This is a genomic window from Dyadobacter sp. 32, assembly GCF_902506755.1.
GTDB lineage: Bacteria > Bacteroidota > Bacteroidia > Cytophagales > Spirosomataceae > Dyadobacter.
In genome coordinates this window covers 2352836-2368642 of sequence record NZ_LR735258.1, presented here as the reverse complement: position 1 = coordinate 2368642, position 15807 = coordinate 2352836, and the positions used below count along the sequence as shown (strand labels likewise).

Here is a 15807-nt window from a genome sequence, read left to right as displayed (position 1 = left end):
TATGACCTCTCAACTCGAACCGGCTGTAATGGCCAAAATAAAAAGCTGGCTGGACGGTGATTATGATATTGAAACAAAGCAACACATTCAAAAATTAATTGATGACGGCAACGAAACCGAGCTGACGGATTCCTTTTATAAGGATCTGGAATTCGGAACCGGTGGTCTGAGGGGGCTGATAGGAATCGGGTCGAACCGAATGAACCGCTATACAGTCGGCACGGCTACGCAGGGACTGGCCAACTATTTGAATAAGGCTTTCCCCAATGAAGCAAAAAGTGTAGCCGTGGCGTACGACAGCCGTATCAAGTCGGATGAATTTGCACAAATAATTTCGGACATATTTTCGGCCAATGGTATTTCCGTATATCTTTTTGAAGCGTTAAGGCCCACTCCCGAATTGTCCTTTGCGATTCGTCTGCTAGGCTGTAAAAGTGGTGTGGTGGTAACCGCGTCGCACAATCCTAAGGAGTACAACGGTTATAAAGCGTACTGGGATGATGGCTCGCAGGTAGTGGCTCCACACGACGCCAATATTATTGATGAAGTAAATGCCATTCAATCCATAGATGATGTAAAATTTGAAGGCGATTCTTCGAAAATTACCAAGATTGGCGCTGACGTGGATGGTAAATATCTGGATCACATTCTCTCTCTTTCGATCTCCAAAGACGCCATTGCGCGTCAGAAGGACCTGAAAATCGTGTATACGCCGTTGCACGGAACGGGTGTAACACTTGTGCCATCTCTGTTATCGAAAATGGGTTTTACTGCCGTGACCGTGATTGCTGAGCAGGCAGAGCCCAATGGTAACGGACAATTCCCAACGGTGGTGTATCCTAATCCTGAGGAAAGTGAGGCCATGTCGATGGCAGTTAACAAGGCAAAGGAAATTGATGCAGACCTTGTTATGGGTACCGACCCCGATGCGGACAGGGTAGGTATAGCCGTTAAAAATCATCATGGCGAAATACAGTTGCTCAATGGCAATCAGACGGCAAGTGTGCTGATCTACTATCTGCTGAATGCCTGGAAAGATGCTGGGAAATTAACCGGCACCCAGTTTGTATGTAAGACCATCGTAACTACCGATCTTATCGACAAAATGGCGGAGGCTTATGATGTGAAGTGTTATAACACCCTCACAGGGTTCAAGTACATAGCGCAGGTTATTCGTGAAAAGGAAGGGATAGAGCAATTTATTGGTGGTGGAGAAGAAAGTTACGGTTATCTGATCGGCGATGCGGTTCGTGATAAAGACGCCATCGCATCATGCGCAATGATGGCCGAGCTCACAGCGTACGCGAAAGACAAGGGGTTGAGCCTGTTTGATATGTTGATGGAAATCTACAAACAGTTTGGCTTCTACTACGAAGGGCTGATCTCATTAACCAAAAAAGGAAAAGCAGGTGCCGATGAGATTCAGCAAATGATGGCTGATTTCAGAGCCAATCCTCCCAAAACGTTGGCAGGTTCGGCGGTCACCCGCATGGATGATTACAAAGCATTGACAACGACCGACTTTGGCAGTGGGGTTACGGCTACCATTCCTTCTGGTGAAATGGGAATTGAATCTTCTAATGTGCTGCAGTTCTTCACAGAGGATGGTACAAAGTTTACCTGCCGTCCGTCTGGAACAGAGCCTAAAATTAAGTTCTACGTGGGTGTGCGGGCTGCTCTGGAAAACAATGAGGATTTCGACAGCGTTTATGCCGCTTTGAAAGATAAAGTGAAAGCAATAGGCGAGGAGCTGGGGTTGAAATAATAACCTTTTATATTGGATCGGGGCCAACATCACAGCATGTTGGCCCCGATTTTTATTTCGCTCTTAACAGCACATAGTATTTCCCTTCCGTGTTGCCAACAATTTTCGCGCTGATTAACCTGTCAATATTTAAAGAATTGACTTCGTCTAAGGAGATTGGTTTGGCATTGAGAAAGAAGTCTGCGTTTCTTAGTTTTTCTCCAATCATTACGGTGTTGCCGGGCGATTTCCCGATTCCTGTTTTTATAAAAAATGAGTCTCCATTACCCTTTTCAAGGGATTGTTTCGGGAATTCGGTGCTGGAAGATCGGCCGACGCTTCTCATGATTCCTAGCTCGCCAAAGGCCACTTCATTCTCTTTTGCTAGTGCCAAAGCCCTTTGATAGTCTGATTCAACAGACGCAAGCAGAGCAGCCGGTGGAAGTTGGCCCATTCCCAGTCCATGTTGCCATAAAAAACCCGAGCATATTCTCATTGGCTTAAATACTTCCTCTTTTTCCATGTCAGTTGAGCTTGCTTCCCCGGTGGCACCGGGAGCTTTGGCGTCGACAGAAACCGAGGTCAAAAACAGATTCAAAGGGTCGAGTTTCATTGAGGTGATATTGAATTCACAACCGAAATTTTTAATAACTTGTTTCATGCGATTGATGTCATCCCAGGTTGTCAGAGGTGAAATTGCCCAGTAAAGGGTGTCATTGGATATCAATATTCCCTTTGTGGTGGGCGTCTGCGGATCGTTATCTTCAAATTTTTCTCCTGTCAATAGTTTTGGCAAGTGTGCTGCATCATTCAGGTTAACAACTGCCTTTAAGTTAACGTCATCTGCAACCGGTTTCGACGGCTTAGTTGATTCCGGCAGAACCGAGGTAGCAAACGATTTGGTAATTGCTGGTGCCAGCGCGATAAGTTGTTTTTTGTAAGGTGCTACAAAGGCGGATGACATGTAGAGCAAAACGATAAGAAGGGTGTACTTCCCAAGTACCCACAACTTAGATGGTTTTCGGTTCATCATTTTGATTCGTTTTTTTAAAAGTGATTGGGCAAAAGAATTGGTTAGCGGTAACTCACTGGTTCGCATTACTACTTTAAGAAGGCTCAGCTGGTACTGCTTCTTCTCAAATCCATCCCTCAGCACTGACTGATCGACAAGGTATTCGAGGTTTTCCTGAACAAGCTTCTGGTGAACCCATGCAAAAGGGTTAAACCAAAGCATTATTTTTTGCAACTCAACAAAAAGAAGATCAATGCTATGCTTCTGGGAGACGTGCTCCGACTCATGAGCTAAAATGTGCTGTAGTTCTAAATCTGAGTGCCGTTCAGGATTATAAATAATCCAACAAAAAAAGGAAAACGGTGATATGGTCTTCGGATCCTGAATCAATCTGACGCCTTTTGTATACAGCTTTGAGGGAATTGATAAAAGTTTAATTACAATTTCCCTGAGTTGATACAAAAGTCGAACGATCATCACGGTAGCTCCCAACCAGTAAATCAGATAAAAGAGAGCAACCCAGTCAACCTCGGATGAGTGAGAAATGGGATCCAACGCATTCGGAGTGCCTCTTGGTCCGATCTCTCTCGCAATATCCGGAGCTGCCTTTGCCAGCTTGGGAATGGTCTGGTGAAATTCCGTTTGTACGTTAACCGGTCCCCAGTCGGGAAGCGGAATGAGCGGAAGAGACCAGGCCGCGGCCATATTGAAAAGCAGAAGCACCCGGTTAATTTTGGAAAACGTTTCATATTGAATGAGCCAGCGATAGCTAACTGTTAATATGGCCAACAGGAAACTGACTTTGAACAGATATGGAAACAGCATAAGTATGGCTATTTAATTTTATTCGATACGCTCACTTTCCTTCTTCAATCATCCTGATGATCTCACGCAACTCGTCAGGGCTTACTTTCTCGTTTTTGGCAAAATAGGCGACCAAATCTTTGTAAGAATCATTGAAATAATTACCCACTACTTTTTTCAATACGAAGTGATTTTGATAATCCTCCTTGCTTACAATCGGGAAATACTCATAGGTGTTACCAAATTGCCGGTGTCCCACATAACCCTTTTCTTCCAAATTTCGTATGATGGTTGATAGCGTATTGTAGTGTAATCTGGGTTCTGTAAACAGGGGAAGCATATCTTTTACAAATGAATTCTGTAATGTCCATAGCACCTGCATGACCTCCTCCTCTTTGTTGGTTAGTTTTTCTGAATCCATGAAATAAAGATAAAACTATTTTTATAGTTAACCAACTATTTTTATAGTAATTTAATTTAATGACTGTTTTATATAAAGAATATAGAAATGATATAGTTTTTCGACGATAAAATTGTGTGTAGCAAACCCGGAATAAGTAGTTATATTTATCCTTGCCAGTAATTGTAGTGCTTTATTACTGTATTTTTTAATTCATAACTAAAACCTAACAGCAATTTATGATGAAAAATTTACCCCGAACCAGATTCTGGTTTTTGTTCTTTATCTGTACCGTTTTGGTACAAATTGTTTCAGCCCAAAGCCTTGCATTAACCGGAAAGGTAAGTGACGAAGCGGGTTCTCCGATTCCAGGTGTGAGCGTGTCCCTGAAAGGTACTACCCAAGGGACTACCACCAATACCGATGGTGAATACAGTATCATTGCCTCGCCCGGCGGCGTACTCGTATTTAGTTTTATCGGATTCAGAAAGGTTGAAATTAGCGTTGGAAACGCTCAAAAGATTGATGTTAAGCTTGAGTCGGACGTATCCATGCTCAACGAGGTAGTTGTTACCGCCCTGGGCCAAACGCAGGAAAAGAGGGCTATTGGGTATTCTGTTCAATCCGTGAAGGCGGAGGAAATCAGGAACTCTGGAGAGCAGAATGTGGTAGGCGCCTTGCAGGGTAAAATTGCAGGGGCGATTATTACCGGCTCAGGTGGTGCACCCGGGGCTGGTGTCAACATCATACTTCGTGGAGTTACTTCGTTGAGCGGTGGAGCCGATAATCAACCGCTGTTTGTGATCGACGGAATCATTATCAGTAACTCAACCAACGCGGGGAACCCGCTTCCCAGTGCGGGCAGTAATTCGCCGGGTGCTTCAGAACAATTTGCTAATACCAACCGCGCCGCGGATATTAATCCCGATGACATTGAAAGTATATCGGTGCTTAAAGGCCCGGCTGCCACAGCACTTTACGGCTTGAGGGCCTCCAATGGAGCAATTATCATTACCACAAAAAGGGGGAAATCCGGGAAACTGAATATTTCGGTTTCGTCATCGGTGGGCGTGGACGTCTTAGGTAAGTCTCCCGACATTCAAACCACCTTTTTGCAGGGCCGATTCGGCGAATTTGTCCCTCTTTCTGCCAGCGGCAGGACACCCTATCAGTCATTCGGCCCGGTACTGGATCCTCAAAATTCCACGGACAAAATTTATGACAACTTCCGGGGTTTTTACAGGACGGGCATCAGGAACAACAATAATATCAGTCTGACCAAGGGAAGTGAGAAAGGTAATATTTATGTTTCTCTCGGCAGGAATTCACAAAGCGGAATTGTTCCCAACACGAATTTTAACCGTACTTCGGCAAAAGTAGCCGGGGCTTACAGCGTTACGAAATCGTTCGATGTTTCTGCATCATTTAATTACATCAATTCGGGTGGTAAACGCCCACCTGCCGGAGATAAGTCCATTTTTAGTGCGTTGGGCTATTGGCCAAATACCTATGATGTCAATGATTATCTGAATGCCGACGGAACGCAAAAGAATATCCTGCCGGGATTTACGGATAACCCTCGTTATCTGGTTGAAAAGAGCCCCCGCATTGATAAGATCAACCGTTATATTGCTGATGCAACACTGAATTATAAATTCACGGACTGGCTGTCTGCCAAGTACCAGATCACTTACGACACCTATCACGAAACACGGAGCCGGGAGGTTGACAGTACTTTCGATGTGGGTATCCAGGTTAAGGGATTCCTGGTAAAGGAAGAGTTGAATTTCAGAGAAGTAAACTCTAATCTTTATGTGACTGCCCAAAAGAGTTTTAATCAGGATTGGAACGGCTCGGTCATGGTTGGGAATTCTATTGTGGATAGTGAACGGCCTGATTCTTATTATATAAGGGGCGAAAACTGGAATGCTCCTTTTACCCATGATTTATCCAGTTATCAAAACAGGCAGCAGAGATTTTATTCGCCTGCGCACTTTCGCATTGTTAGTTTTTTTGCAGACGCCAAGCTGAGCTTCAGGGAAATCCTCTATTTGAATGCCACTGTCCGAAACGACATTGTTTCCACGCTGCCAAGCGCCAACAACTCATTTGTTTATCCTTCATTCAACCTTGGCTATATTTTTTCGGAACACCTGGTTAAGAATAATATCTTCACCTATGGTAAACTCAGAGCTTCGTGGGCACAGGTGGGTAAGGGCACTGACCCCTACGTGACAGGGTCCTATTTTGATATTACCGACAACTTTCCATACGCGAACACCACGGAGGGGTATTTCAGAAGGCTGACTACGGCAGATCCGAATCTTAGGCCCGAAAGAACTACGTCAATAGAAGTAGGCACCGAACTGCGGTTTTTAAAGAATCGTTTTATGGTGGATGCGACTTACTTTACTATGGATAGTAAGGATCAGATTGTTCGGGCTCCTGTTTCCAATGTATCGGGCTACTCTTTTTATTATACCAACATCGGGTTGATACGAAATAAAGGTGTAGAGCTGCTCATATCCGGAAAACCGGTGCAAACGAAGGATTTTTCATGGAATATATCCCTTAACTGGTCCAAAATGGGGGGGAGAGTCATAGAAATGCCAAAGGAACTTCAGGAGATATCCTATTACGACAATACGGTGGGATCGTTAAAGGTTAGGGAAGGGAGTAAAGTAGGGGATTTGTGGGGTTATGATTACAAAAGGGCACCGGATGGCCAATTGCTAATTAACCCTACTACCGGATTCCCTGAAACCAGCACCACGCTTACCCAGTATGGTAATGCGCAACCCGACTGGATCGGGGGCTTAACCAATACCTTTAATTACAAAGGCCTAGCCCTTTCGGTATTGATGGAGTGGCGCCAGGGTGGTGATGTGATTGACCTCGGAGAAAGAAATGCCTTAAGAAGTGGATCCATAAAGCTGACTGAACGCAGATACGAACAGGTTGTATTTAATGGCGTTGTGAAGGAAGGGAATGACTATAAGCCCAATACAAGAGTTGTTTATCTGGATGACGCATTGTACAATCCATCTACATCCACCCGTTTTAATGGCTGGTCAAAACTGAACATTCAGGATGCTTCCTGGTTCAGGATCCGAACAGCAAGCTTAAATTATTCATTGCCTAAAACAATGTTGGGTAATTCGGTATTCAAGGGCGGGGTGAGATTCAGCTTAACAGGCACCAATCTATTTTTAAACACACCCTTTCGTGGATACGACCCGGAGGCATTGACATTTGGGTCCGGTACAAATCTTATTGGCTTTGTGGGCCGGAATAATCCATCGACCAGGAGCTTTCAGTTTGGGGTAAATCTTAATTTTTAAACATCCCACCTAATTGATCCATCTTTAATTTCAATGACATGAATAAGATAAAAAGAATATACTTTTTTGTTTTAGCCGGTGCACTAACCCTGCTTTCGGGCTGCGATAATTTTCTGGATGTAAATGTGGACCCCACCTTAAAGGCTGATGCCACTGTTCAGCAGCTGCTTCCGACTGCGCAATTCTATACCAGCGAGGCCAGTTATCAACAGGCTTTCGTCGCGTGCCAGTATGGGCAGCAGATCAGCAGTAATTTGGGGACAAACGGTATTGATACCTACGCGGAGTCGGAGAATGCTACGGGATGGTCGACCTTATACCTGTATGTTATTCCCCAGCTTAATACCATCGTAAAAAAGGGACTGACGGAAGACGTACCCGCTTACACAGGAATAGCGAAAGCTTTGCTTGCTTACAATTTAGGCCTGGCAGCGGTGAACTGGGAAAATGTTCCTTATTCAAACGCGGACAACGAACCTAAAAATTTCCAGCCAGCTTATGATAGTCAGGCTGATATTTATAATACCATTCAAAAACTTCTGGATGAAGCAATTATTGAACTGGGAAAAGGTACAGGCCCAAAGCCAGGCAACGATGATTTGGTGTATGGTGGAGATTTGGCCAAATGGACACGCCTCGCTTATTCACTTAAAGCACGGTATTTAATGCATTTGTCTTCAAGGAATACCAAACAGGTAGCTCAGAATGCATTAACTGCGCTGCAACAGGGAATGAAAGGCAATGAGGACGATTTTCAGCTGAACTATAACTCTAAAAACCTGAATCCCTGGTATAGCCGGGTTGCTTTGGCTAATGGTACTGGGAATCTTTCTGTCACCTATGGAAGTACTTTTGTAGATATGATGAATGGCAAAGTACAAGGCATTGTAGATCCGAGATTGTCCAAAGTCGTTACATTGAAGAATGGCCAAACAACTTACTCGGGTGTTTTTCCAGGATCGAATGCAGGCTCAACAGTAGATTTTACCATCAGAGCGTGGCATTCATCCATTACCTCACCCATCCAATTAATGACCTTTTCAGAAGTCAAGGCCATTGAAGCTGAGGCGTTGTTTCTTGTCAATGACGGCACGATCACGTCTAAGGGAACTACCGAGGCTGCCCATAAGGCCTATTTGGAAATTGCCAGAGTCAGTATGCAGAAACTGGGCGTTGCTGAGGCGGATATTGTCAAATATTTGGCTGCATCTTCCGTCAATGTGGGCGCGCCCAATTTAACGCTTTTGGATATCCTTCATGAAAAATACAAATCCATGTTTCTGATTGGGGATATCTGGACTGATCTTAGAAAGTACGATTATTGGGACTTCCCATTACCGCAGAATATCAATGCGGATCTGGCTGGAAAACGTATTCAGCGCATGAAATATCCGTCATCTGAGTTAACCAGGAACACCAGCAATGCCGAAGCAAACCAAAAGGCTCCGGCTATTCCCATGTGGATGTTTTCAAAATAATCCTAATTCACTAATCTTGAGAATCATGATGAAAAAGCTTTTATATCTACCACAGGTTTGGATGATGCTGTTTTCAGTTTTGCTGCTTAGCGGCTGTTATAAAGAACCGGATCTGATCAGCGAGCTTACAGTAAGTAAGGGTAAGGTGGCGCAGGTTTCGATTGTTTGGCTGGGAACAACCCGAACCACTTCGTCCAGCACCGCTATTATTTCGGGTTTAACCACGGATGCAAGTTCATCCACTAATTTTAATATCGAATATACCAGTGAAGTCCCTGTGAAGGAATTCAGGGTTTATTGGGCAGCAACAACTTCGGGAGCACAAACATTGGTGAGCACGATTCCTGCTGGAACACAAAAGTATGATCCGGTTTTGAGGAGTTATGTATTGGCTGTACCCATTAAGGCACAGGACACCAAAGGCTCTACGCGGGTTTTTTTCGCGGAGATTGTTGCAGAGAACGGGCTGGTATCAGCGCAGAAATCCGCTACTTTAACTACCAATAAATAAAAGAGTGTTCAGTAAAGCCTCAACGGCTAATCATAAGTGGTTTTACAACAACGTGCCTGTCATTTTCCAACCGGATGAAGTACTTTCCGGTTGGAAAATCGGGCAGGATTAACGCTATTTTACTGTTTGATAAATAGGTGCCCAATATGGAATGGCTACGACCCAAAAAGTCGGTGATGGTTATCTTATCTCTTCCGGGCATCATTAAATCGGATTCCAGAACGACTTCACGCTGCGAAGGGTTGGGGTAAAGTACTGCCGAACCCAAGACCAAGGGCTCAGTAGCCGTAATGGTTTCTCTGAAAATGGGGAGGTTTGTAAAAGATTTATTGAAAAGTACATCCTTTACTGTGGCGTCTGTAGCGCCAAGCCAGTCGGTTAATACCGAGGCATACACCTGCCTGAAATCATTTTGGATCTTGATGTTATTTCCTTCCAGATCCTTTAAGTCGGGGTTTTTTCCAATGATCTGGGTTTTGACAGCATTCCCGAAAACAAACATAGGGGATGCCCAACCGTGATCCGTTCCCAAACTACCGTTGGAAATAGCCCTGCGGCCGAATTCGGAAAAAGTCAGGCCGGCTACCTTGTCTGCCTTCCCGTTTGCTTTCAAGTCATCCATGAAAATCTTGATGCCATCAGAAAGATACTTGAGAAGATTGGCATGAATTCCCTTCGTTTTGTCGGCGGCATCCACCTGCTGGGAGTGTGTGTCAAATCCGCCTAAAGTAACGTAGTAAATCTTGGTTTGAAGCCCGCCTGATATAAGTCTTGCTACGATTTTAAGCTGATCCAGTAGTGGATTTCCGGTGGGATAAGCCACCAGATTTTTCCCTTTGTCCGCGGCAGCTTTTAGCTGGCCTGCGTATGCCACGGAAGAGGTTTGCTGCTGGCGTACGAACGCGGTATATTTTCCGGCGGGTGTTGGAGGAAGCTCGCCTTTTTCAACGACAGGTTTCTCACCAACTATTTTTGCAAAAGTGTCCGGATTCTGGATGGCAAGCGCACCGGAGGCGCCATTGGTATTGAAGGTGGTGGACGAAATGGAAGAAATCTGTATGGCGATAGGGTCTGGGAAATTTGAGTTTGGGTACGATTCCGGAAAATCGGTATACGATTGATCCAGGTATCGGCCAAGCCATCCTGTGGTGGCCAGTTTATCTGCGTCTACGCCGGTGTACCAAATGTCGTTGGCACGAAAATGGGAAAAATTGGGGTTAGGATAGCCGGTAGAATGAACAATCGATAATTTACCTTCGTTAAAAAGCGTTTGGAGCCCGGTCATCGAGGGATGAAGTCCTGTTTGCGGAAAGCCGTTCAATTTCAGCGCTCTGCTTTCCGGAATGGCAATGTTAGAACGAAAAGTGCTGGCCGTGTAGGTGCTGTACTGATCCAGAGGCAGCACAGTATTCAGACCGTCGTTTCCTCCATTGAGTTGAATTACGACCAGGATTTTGTCGTTGATTTCGGCAAGTTCCAGCATGGCTTTCATAAAAGGAGAGCTGGCACTGGACTCAGCTTTTGCACCATAACCATCCAAAATCAGGGGCAGAAAGAAGGAGGAGGTGGCATATTGAAGAAAATCCCGGCGTTTCATGATAACGAAAAGTTTAGATTAATCAGGTCTTTTGGTGCGTATGAATGATCAGTCACTCGTTGAAACCATTCATTTAATACTAGCCCATCTGGAATTCAGCCAGGCGCAGAAGGTATTGGAATACACTATCCAGCTTCATTTTCACTGCGTTTTCTTTGGCCTTATTGCCTGGATCGCTCATGTAGTTATTCCATTCGAGACCCCATTCATATCGGGGAAGTCCCGGAATAAGCACTTCATCAATCACATAACTCTTTTGAGCCTCCGTAAGATCGAATGCGAACAAATGGGTGGTCAGTTCATTGATCAGTATCACCGGGTCCGATGGTATGGAAACTCTTTTTGCCTGATCAAGGGAGCCGATATCAATTTTTTGCCGGGCATTTCCTTTGATAATGGTGTCTGTAAATGAGCCTCTCAGAGCAAGCGTAGTAGAATTGATCCACAGTTCGTAAAAGTCGGTGTCGTAATATGGCCGCCATCCGAATACCGAAGGCTGATCAAAAACTTCCATCTGCTGCTCTTTGGCTCGTGCAGCAATATATTGCGTGAAGAGGTCGTACGCCTCCCGATCATTGGCCGGATCCGGAACGGTCACATTGAAGTGGACAAGGGTGCCGATAATCAGATCCAACGGGGATTTTATTTGCGAACCCATCAGGGTTTCATCAAAAAAATGCCGGGATGTCAGTAGCTTTTCAAGAACAGGTTTGATCTCATAATTGCTTCGGAATATCTCTGCCAGCGGCTTGATAATGTCATTTTCCGTGGTAGCATTAATCTCGGCCTGTACCAGCCACCGGTATATTTTACTTACGATGTAAATGGCCGTCTGTTCCTGGCGAAGTATCATATCGATCAGCTCCCCTAATTCCACTTCGCCTGCGGTAGGTCCGGATCGGCCCTTGATCGCCGTTCCCTGATAATAGCTTGAAAAAATTTTGTCTCCGGTATCGTGTTGTGCTGGCCTGAACTCAACACTGATTTGAGCAGAGGTGGTGCTCCTGAAACCAAGTGGTCGCCAACCCGTTAGAGCCCGGGCCGCGTTTTTTACATCATTTTCATCATAATGACCTAATCCGATGGTAAAGAGCTCCTGTAATTCCCGTCCGTAATTCTCATTCGGTTTTCCGGTTACATTTTGATTCCCGTTCAGGTAAAGCAACATGGAGGGATCTTTGGTGATTTCCACGACGAAAGTTCTGAAATTGCCCAGTGCGTACTTTCTCAAAAGCTGGTATTGCAGATATATAAACCGTGCGTCTGAAACGTCCGTAGCGGTTGAGACGAAATGATTTTGCCAAAAAAGTGTCATTTTTTCGATAATACTTACCCGCTCATTCATCATTTGCGCCAGCCACCATGCTTTTACCAGTGCCCGCCGGGTGCTGTCGTTTTTATTTTGTTCTGAGTTATCCTTTCCGGGTGAACCCCACGGCAACCCCAGGAAGGGCTGATTGAGCGCGTCTTTTGGGGGAGCTGGTGGCGGCGTTTCCGAAAGAAACGTTTCCACTATACTTCGGGCTGTTTTACCAGTCAGGCGCTTGATCGTGTCCTGATCACCGCCAAAGGTTATCCGGCGCAATAAATGCGCAACCTGTTTAGCAGTTAAGGGTTGATCGTGTATATCGAGTGAAGCCATATTGTTTCGAGGAAGTTTAGAGCCTTATTGGGTCAGACAAGGTTTATCCTCAAAGGTTTAAATGGCACATTTTTTTATAAGTTACAACTTGTTTAAGACTTTATTGGCTTTGTCAAATGAGAAAGACTATAGATTTTCTTGCAACAAAATATCCAAAAGATTTCGTTACTGTTAATGGATTAATTCGCCTCGCTTATCTTTGGGAGGAAAACCTTTTTTATTCATTAAATAATGCTTTTTTACGCCTCTATACTTAGAAGAATTTTTTGCCTGCTGTGCATCCTGGCTATGTCCGGGAATGACGTTTTTGCTCAGTCTCCCGGCGCTGTAATCATTACTGGTAAAGTTACCGATGGCAAAACGGGTAAGCCGCTTCCATTTGCAAATGTTTTTATCAATAATTCTACAATAGGCACCACTGCGGATGAAAATGGCAATTACAGATTGGGTAATCTGGCAATAGGGAATCTGGATATCGGCGTTTCGTTCCTGGGATATGAGACGCTAAGGCAAACACTTCGCTTTGAGCAAGCCGGACAAAAGTCTGTCATGTTTAAAATGAAAGAAGGCTCTGAACTGGAGGGTGTCACTATTTATGCCCGTAAGAATAAGAATCGCGAAAAGTATCTGAAAATATTAACCCGTGAGCTCCTGGGAAACAGCCCGTTCAGTAAGCAGTGCAAAATTCGCAATGCAGAAGTTTTACGAATCTCAATGGACGACAACGGGCATTTGAGCGCACAGAGCAGCAAGCCGCTGATTATAGAAAATGAGGCACTCGGGTATAGAATTTTCCAGGATCTGGACGACTTTGATTATTTTGAAGGCAAGGTATATTATGGGGGAAGCACACGGTTTGAGCTTTTGCAGTCTCAGGATGATTTGCAGAAGAAATTATGGAGAGCGAATCAAGTTCAGGCCTACAGAGGCTCCCTAAAGCATCTGTTGACCAGCATGGTAACCGACAGCCTCACCGAAAATGGTTTTAAGGTGTATCAGGTAATCCCGGATTCGCTGCGGATGTTCAGTTCTGTGAGAAATACGGGCGGCTACAATGCCCTGAGGAATCATATTGGCAATCGGATAATACCGGTCGGTGGCGAAAGGTTGATTCGGGAAGGGTCGATTACCACGGAGCGGCTGGTGGTTTCAAAGACGCAGCTGGAAGTTTTTAATGTCAACAAACGAGGGCGGTCGCCCTATCCGGATATGGGTTATGCCTATACCCAGATCACCATGCCCCAGGGGTTTATTGTCATTACCCCACAGGGATGGGTGGTTAACCCCATGAATTTTGAAATTGCGGGCGACCTGGGCAATGACCGTTTTTCAACTTTGCTGCCTTCCGATTGGAAACGGGATGAATGATACATATAAATTTTCTTGCTGAATCGGGGAAAGGTTCATTACAATTCAGGAGGGTTGCCACAGCGTCTTCGCATCTCTGCTTTGAATTTTGAACGCTCGTCGTCGCTCATTTTCATCCAGGACCCTCTTCTCCACGGAGGCCCGGCCATAGACGGGTCCGGGTTTTCTTCTCCACCTGGTTGGTTATCCTGCGGCTGCTTCCAGCCAGGCCCCTGGTTTCGCATCCTTCCCCCGAAATTTCCAAGTAATATCCGGCAGAGAGCCAACAAGCCCACAGCCTGCCAGTAGGTAATCGGATTGACGTTCAGCAGCGTTGGCAGAATGGCATTCCAGAGGAACTTCACTGCGCCGCCGAGTATTAGCCCCGCTACCAGAACAAAGAGGGGAATGGACCAGAAATGTTTCCTGAATTTATTTCGTTGCATCATGTCGACAAAGTTAATAATTTACAAATTCCTGATATAAAGTTTCGAGACGGGTCCTCAGATGTTGAACTGCATAACGTTTTCTGGAAATCAGCGTTTTGATATTTTCACCCGTTCGGTCAGATATTTCCTGAAAAGTAAGGTCTTCAAGTTCATTCCATATGTACACCTGCCGCTGGTTTTCGGGTAGCTCATCCAATGCCAGAGTCAGTTGTTCCCAAAACATTTCGCGTAGGTAGACGGTTTCGGGTGTACCATCATCTGCCAGGAGAATTTCCTTAAAATTGATTTCTCCTTCTTCATTCTCGTAGCCATAGTCTTCGAGCGATTCGGTTTTTTTCTTGCGGTATTTATCCGTGATTCTATTCCTGGCTACACGGTAGAGCCAGCTCCCCACCTGTTCGATGGCTTCGAGCTCCGGAACACTGCTCAGCTGGTACCATACATCCTGCAAAATATCCTCAGCATCTTCATCCGAATTGACCCGTTGACGGATAAAGCCAAGTAATTGCTTTCCGTAAGCTGTTACAGTCTGAACAATATTTGGCTTTTTTGGTGGCAAAGTCTTCTGGTATGGTTTGATAGTATTGTTGATGACGAATGAAGGCATAAAATACTTTAAATCAAATCATGAATTTTTATAGACACACACTGATATTTCAGGATTTGGATCGAATTACGAATAAGTTAAATGCGCCGTACCCACGAAATATTTGGCTGAGTGGACCATTTTCGGACAATTCTTTGTCGTGATGCTGAATGTGGCAAAGGGTGTTCTGAGCGACTAAGAGATAATAACCTACCTAAATATTTGAAAAGTACAAAAGTGTTTTAAATTTGAAACTAAATTTTGCTATCAAATTATAAACGACTTATTGTACTATTTGCATAAACATAGGATTATTTTGATATTTTTATAGGATTGCAAAAAGAACTTTTATCCGAGCAAACGGTTCTTATTGGTTTGTATCGAATAGGTTGCAACCTTTGTCATGTCGGAAGGGCAAAAATGAACTGAATTGTGAAAGAAGAATCTAAGATTCAGGAGTTGTTAGTTCGATATTTAAAAAGTGCAATTAATCTCCTATTAACTAAATATTAAATAATCATTATCATGAAAAAAGTAATCTTAGTAATCGCCGTTTTAGTGGGAATATCAACCTCTGGTTTTTCATTCTCCGAAGAAGTTTCTAAAAAGGAAAATGCTTCCATTGAATTGATCTCAAACAACGAGTTGAAGTTCAAACTTGCATTGGAAGATGTAAAGGAAAAATCTTCGGTAGTTATCAAAGACGAAATGGGGCAGGTGCTTTACAGTGCTACACTTCGCAAATCGGAAAGTTATACAAAGATCTTTGATCTTTCCGGCCTTGCCGATGGAAGTTACTCTTTCGTAATCAGCAATGGAAGCGATGTGACTGTGAAGCCTTTTGAAATCGCCACGGAAACAAAACGCATGGTTACAGCACTAAAGTAACCCGCTGA

Annotated in this window: 12 protein-coding genes; 6 read left to right on the top strand and 6 right to left on the bottom strand. The window is 44.4% G+C overall.

The genetic code is table 11. The features are described 5' to 3' along the window. Position 1: 1 nt before the first annotated feature. A complete protein-coding gene (locus DYADSP32_RS09575) occupies positions 2-1765 on the top strand; it encodes a phospho-sugar mutase (protein ID WP_149242939.1) in 1764 nt (587 codons plus the stop codon). 52 nt (positions 1766-1817) lie between these two features. Here the strand turns inward: DYADSP32_RS09575 and DYADSP32_RS09570 are convergent, their stop codons facing one another. Together DYADSP32_RS09570 and DYADSP32_RS09565 are read right to left on the bottom strand one after the other, a co-directional pair. After that, a complete protein-coding gene (locus DYADSP32_RS09570) occupies positions 1818-3581 on the bottom strand; it encodes a M56 family metallopeptidase (protein WP_149242940.1) in 1764 nt (587 codons plus the stop codon). 31 nt (positions 3582-3612) lie between these two features. Beyond that, complete coding sequence (locus DYADSP32_RS09565; RefSeq protein ID WP_149242941.1) at positions 3613-3981, bottom strand: BlaI/MecI/CopY family transcriptional regulator; 369 nt, start codon at positions 3979-3981, stop codon at positions 3613-3615. Between the two features lie 218 nt (positions 3982-4199). Here DYADSP32_RS09565 and DYADSP32_RS09560 point away from each other — a divergent pair, with 218 nt between their 5' ends. Genes DYADSP32_RS09560 through DYADSP32_RS09550 form a run of 3 tightly spaced genes read left to right on the top strand, consistent with a single transcriptional unit; the run spans position 4200 to position 9290 of the window. After that, on the top strand, positions 4200-7301 hold the full coding sequence (locus DYADSP32_RS09560) for a SusC/RagA family TonB-linked outer membrane protein (RefSeq protein ID WP_149242942.1): 3102 nt from the start codon (positions 4200-4202) through the stop codon (positions 7299-7301). A gap of 38 nt (positions 7302-7339) precedes the next feature. After that, a complete protein-coding gene (locus tag DYADSP32_RS09555) occupies positions 7340-8779 on the top strand; it encodes a SusD/RagB family nutrient-binding outer membrane lipoprotein (protein WP_149242943.1) in 1440 nt (479 codons plus the stop codon). A gap of 25 nt (positions 8780-8804) precedes the next feature. Then, positions 8805-9290: a hypothetical protein gene (locus tag DYADSP32_RS09550; protein WP_414617658.1), complete on the top strand. Its 486-nt coding sequence runs from the start codon at positions 8805-8807 to the stop codon at positions 9288-9290. A gap of 19 nt (positions 9291-9309) precedes the next feature. On the opposite strand, the gene DYADSP32_RS09545 is transcribed toward DYADSP32_RS09550, so the two are convergent. Both DYADSP32_RS09545 and DYADSP32_RS09540 read right to left on the bottom strand, forming a co-directional pair. After that, positions 9310-10887: a DUF1501 domain-containing protein gene (locus tag DYADSP32_RS09545; protein ID WP_149242944.1), complete on the bottom strand. Its 1578-nt coding sequence runs from the start codon at positions 10885-10887 to the stop codon at positions 9310-9312. A 79-nt stretch (positions 10888-10966) separates the two neighbouring features. After that, positions 10967-12529, bottom strand: coding sequence for a DUF1800 domain-containing protein (locus DYADSP32_RS09540; protein ID WP_149242945.1), 1563 nt, complete (start codon positions 12527-12529; stop codon positions 10967-10969). 231 nt (positions 12530-12760) lie between these two features. On the opposite strand from DYADSP32_RS09540, the gene DYADSP32_RS09535 reads away from it, so the two are divergent. Next, entirely contained in the window at positions 12761-13897 is a 1137-nt protein-coding gene (locus tag DYADSP32_RS09535; RefSeq protein ID WP_149242946.1) for a carboxypeptidase-like regulatory domain-containing protein, read from the top strand. A 38-nt stretch (positions 13898-13935) separates the two neighbouring features. Here DYADSP32_RS09535 and DYADSP32_RS09530 read toward each other — a convergent pair whose 3' ends face one another. Next, a complete protein-coding gene (locus DYADSP32_RS09530) occupies positions 13936-14325 on the bottom strand; it encodes a hypothetical protein (RefSeq protein ID WP_414617657.1) in 390 nt (129 codons plus the stop codon). 10 nt (positions 14326-14335) lie between these two features. Further along, a complete protein-coding gene (locus DYADSP32_RS09525; RefSeq protein ID WP_414617656.1) occupies positions 14336-14932 on the bottom strand; it encodes an RNA polymerase sigma factor in 597 nt (198 codons plus the stop codon). A gap of 504 nt (positions 14933-15436) precedes the next feature. On the opposite strand from DYADSP32_RS09525, the gene DYADSP32_RS09520 reads away from it, so the two are divergent. Beyond that, positions 15437-15799: a hypothetical protein gene (locus tag DYADSP32_RS09520; protein WP_149242947.1), complete on the top strand. Its 363-nt coding sequence runs from the start codon at positions 15437-15439 to the stop codon at positions 15797-15799. Positions 15800-15807 lie beyond the last annotated feature (8 nt).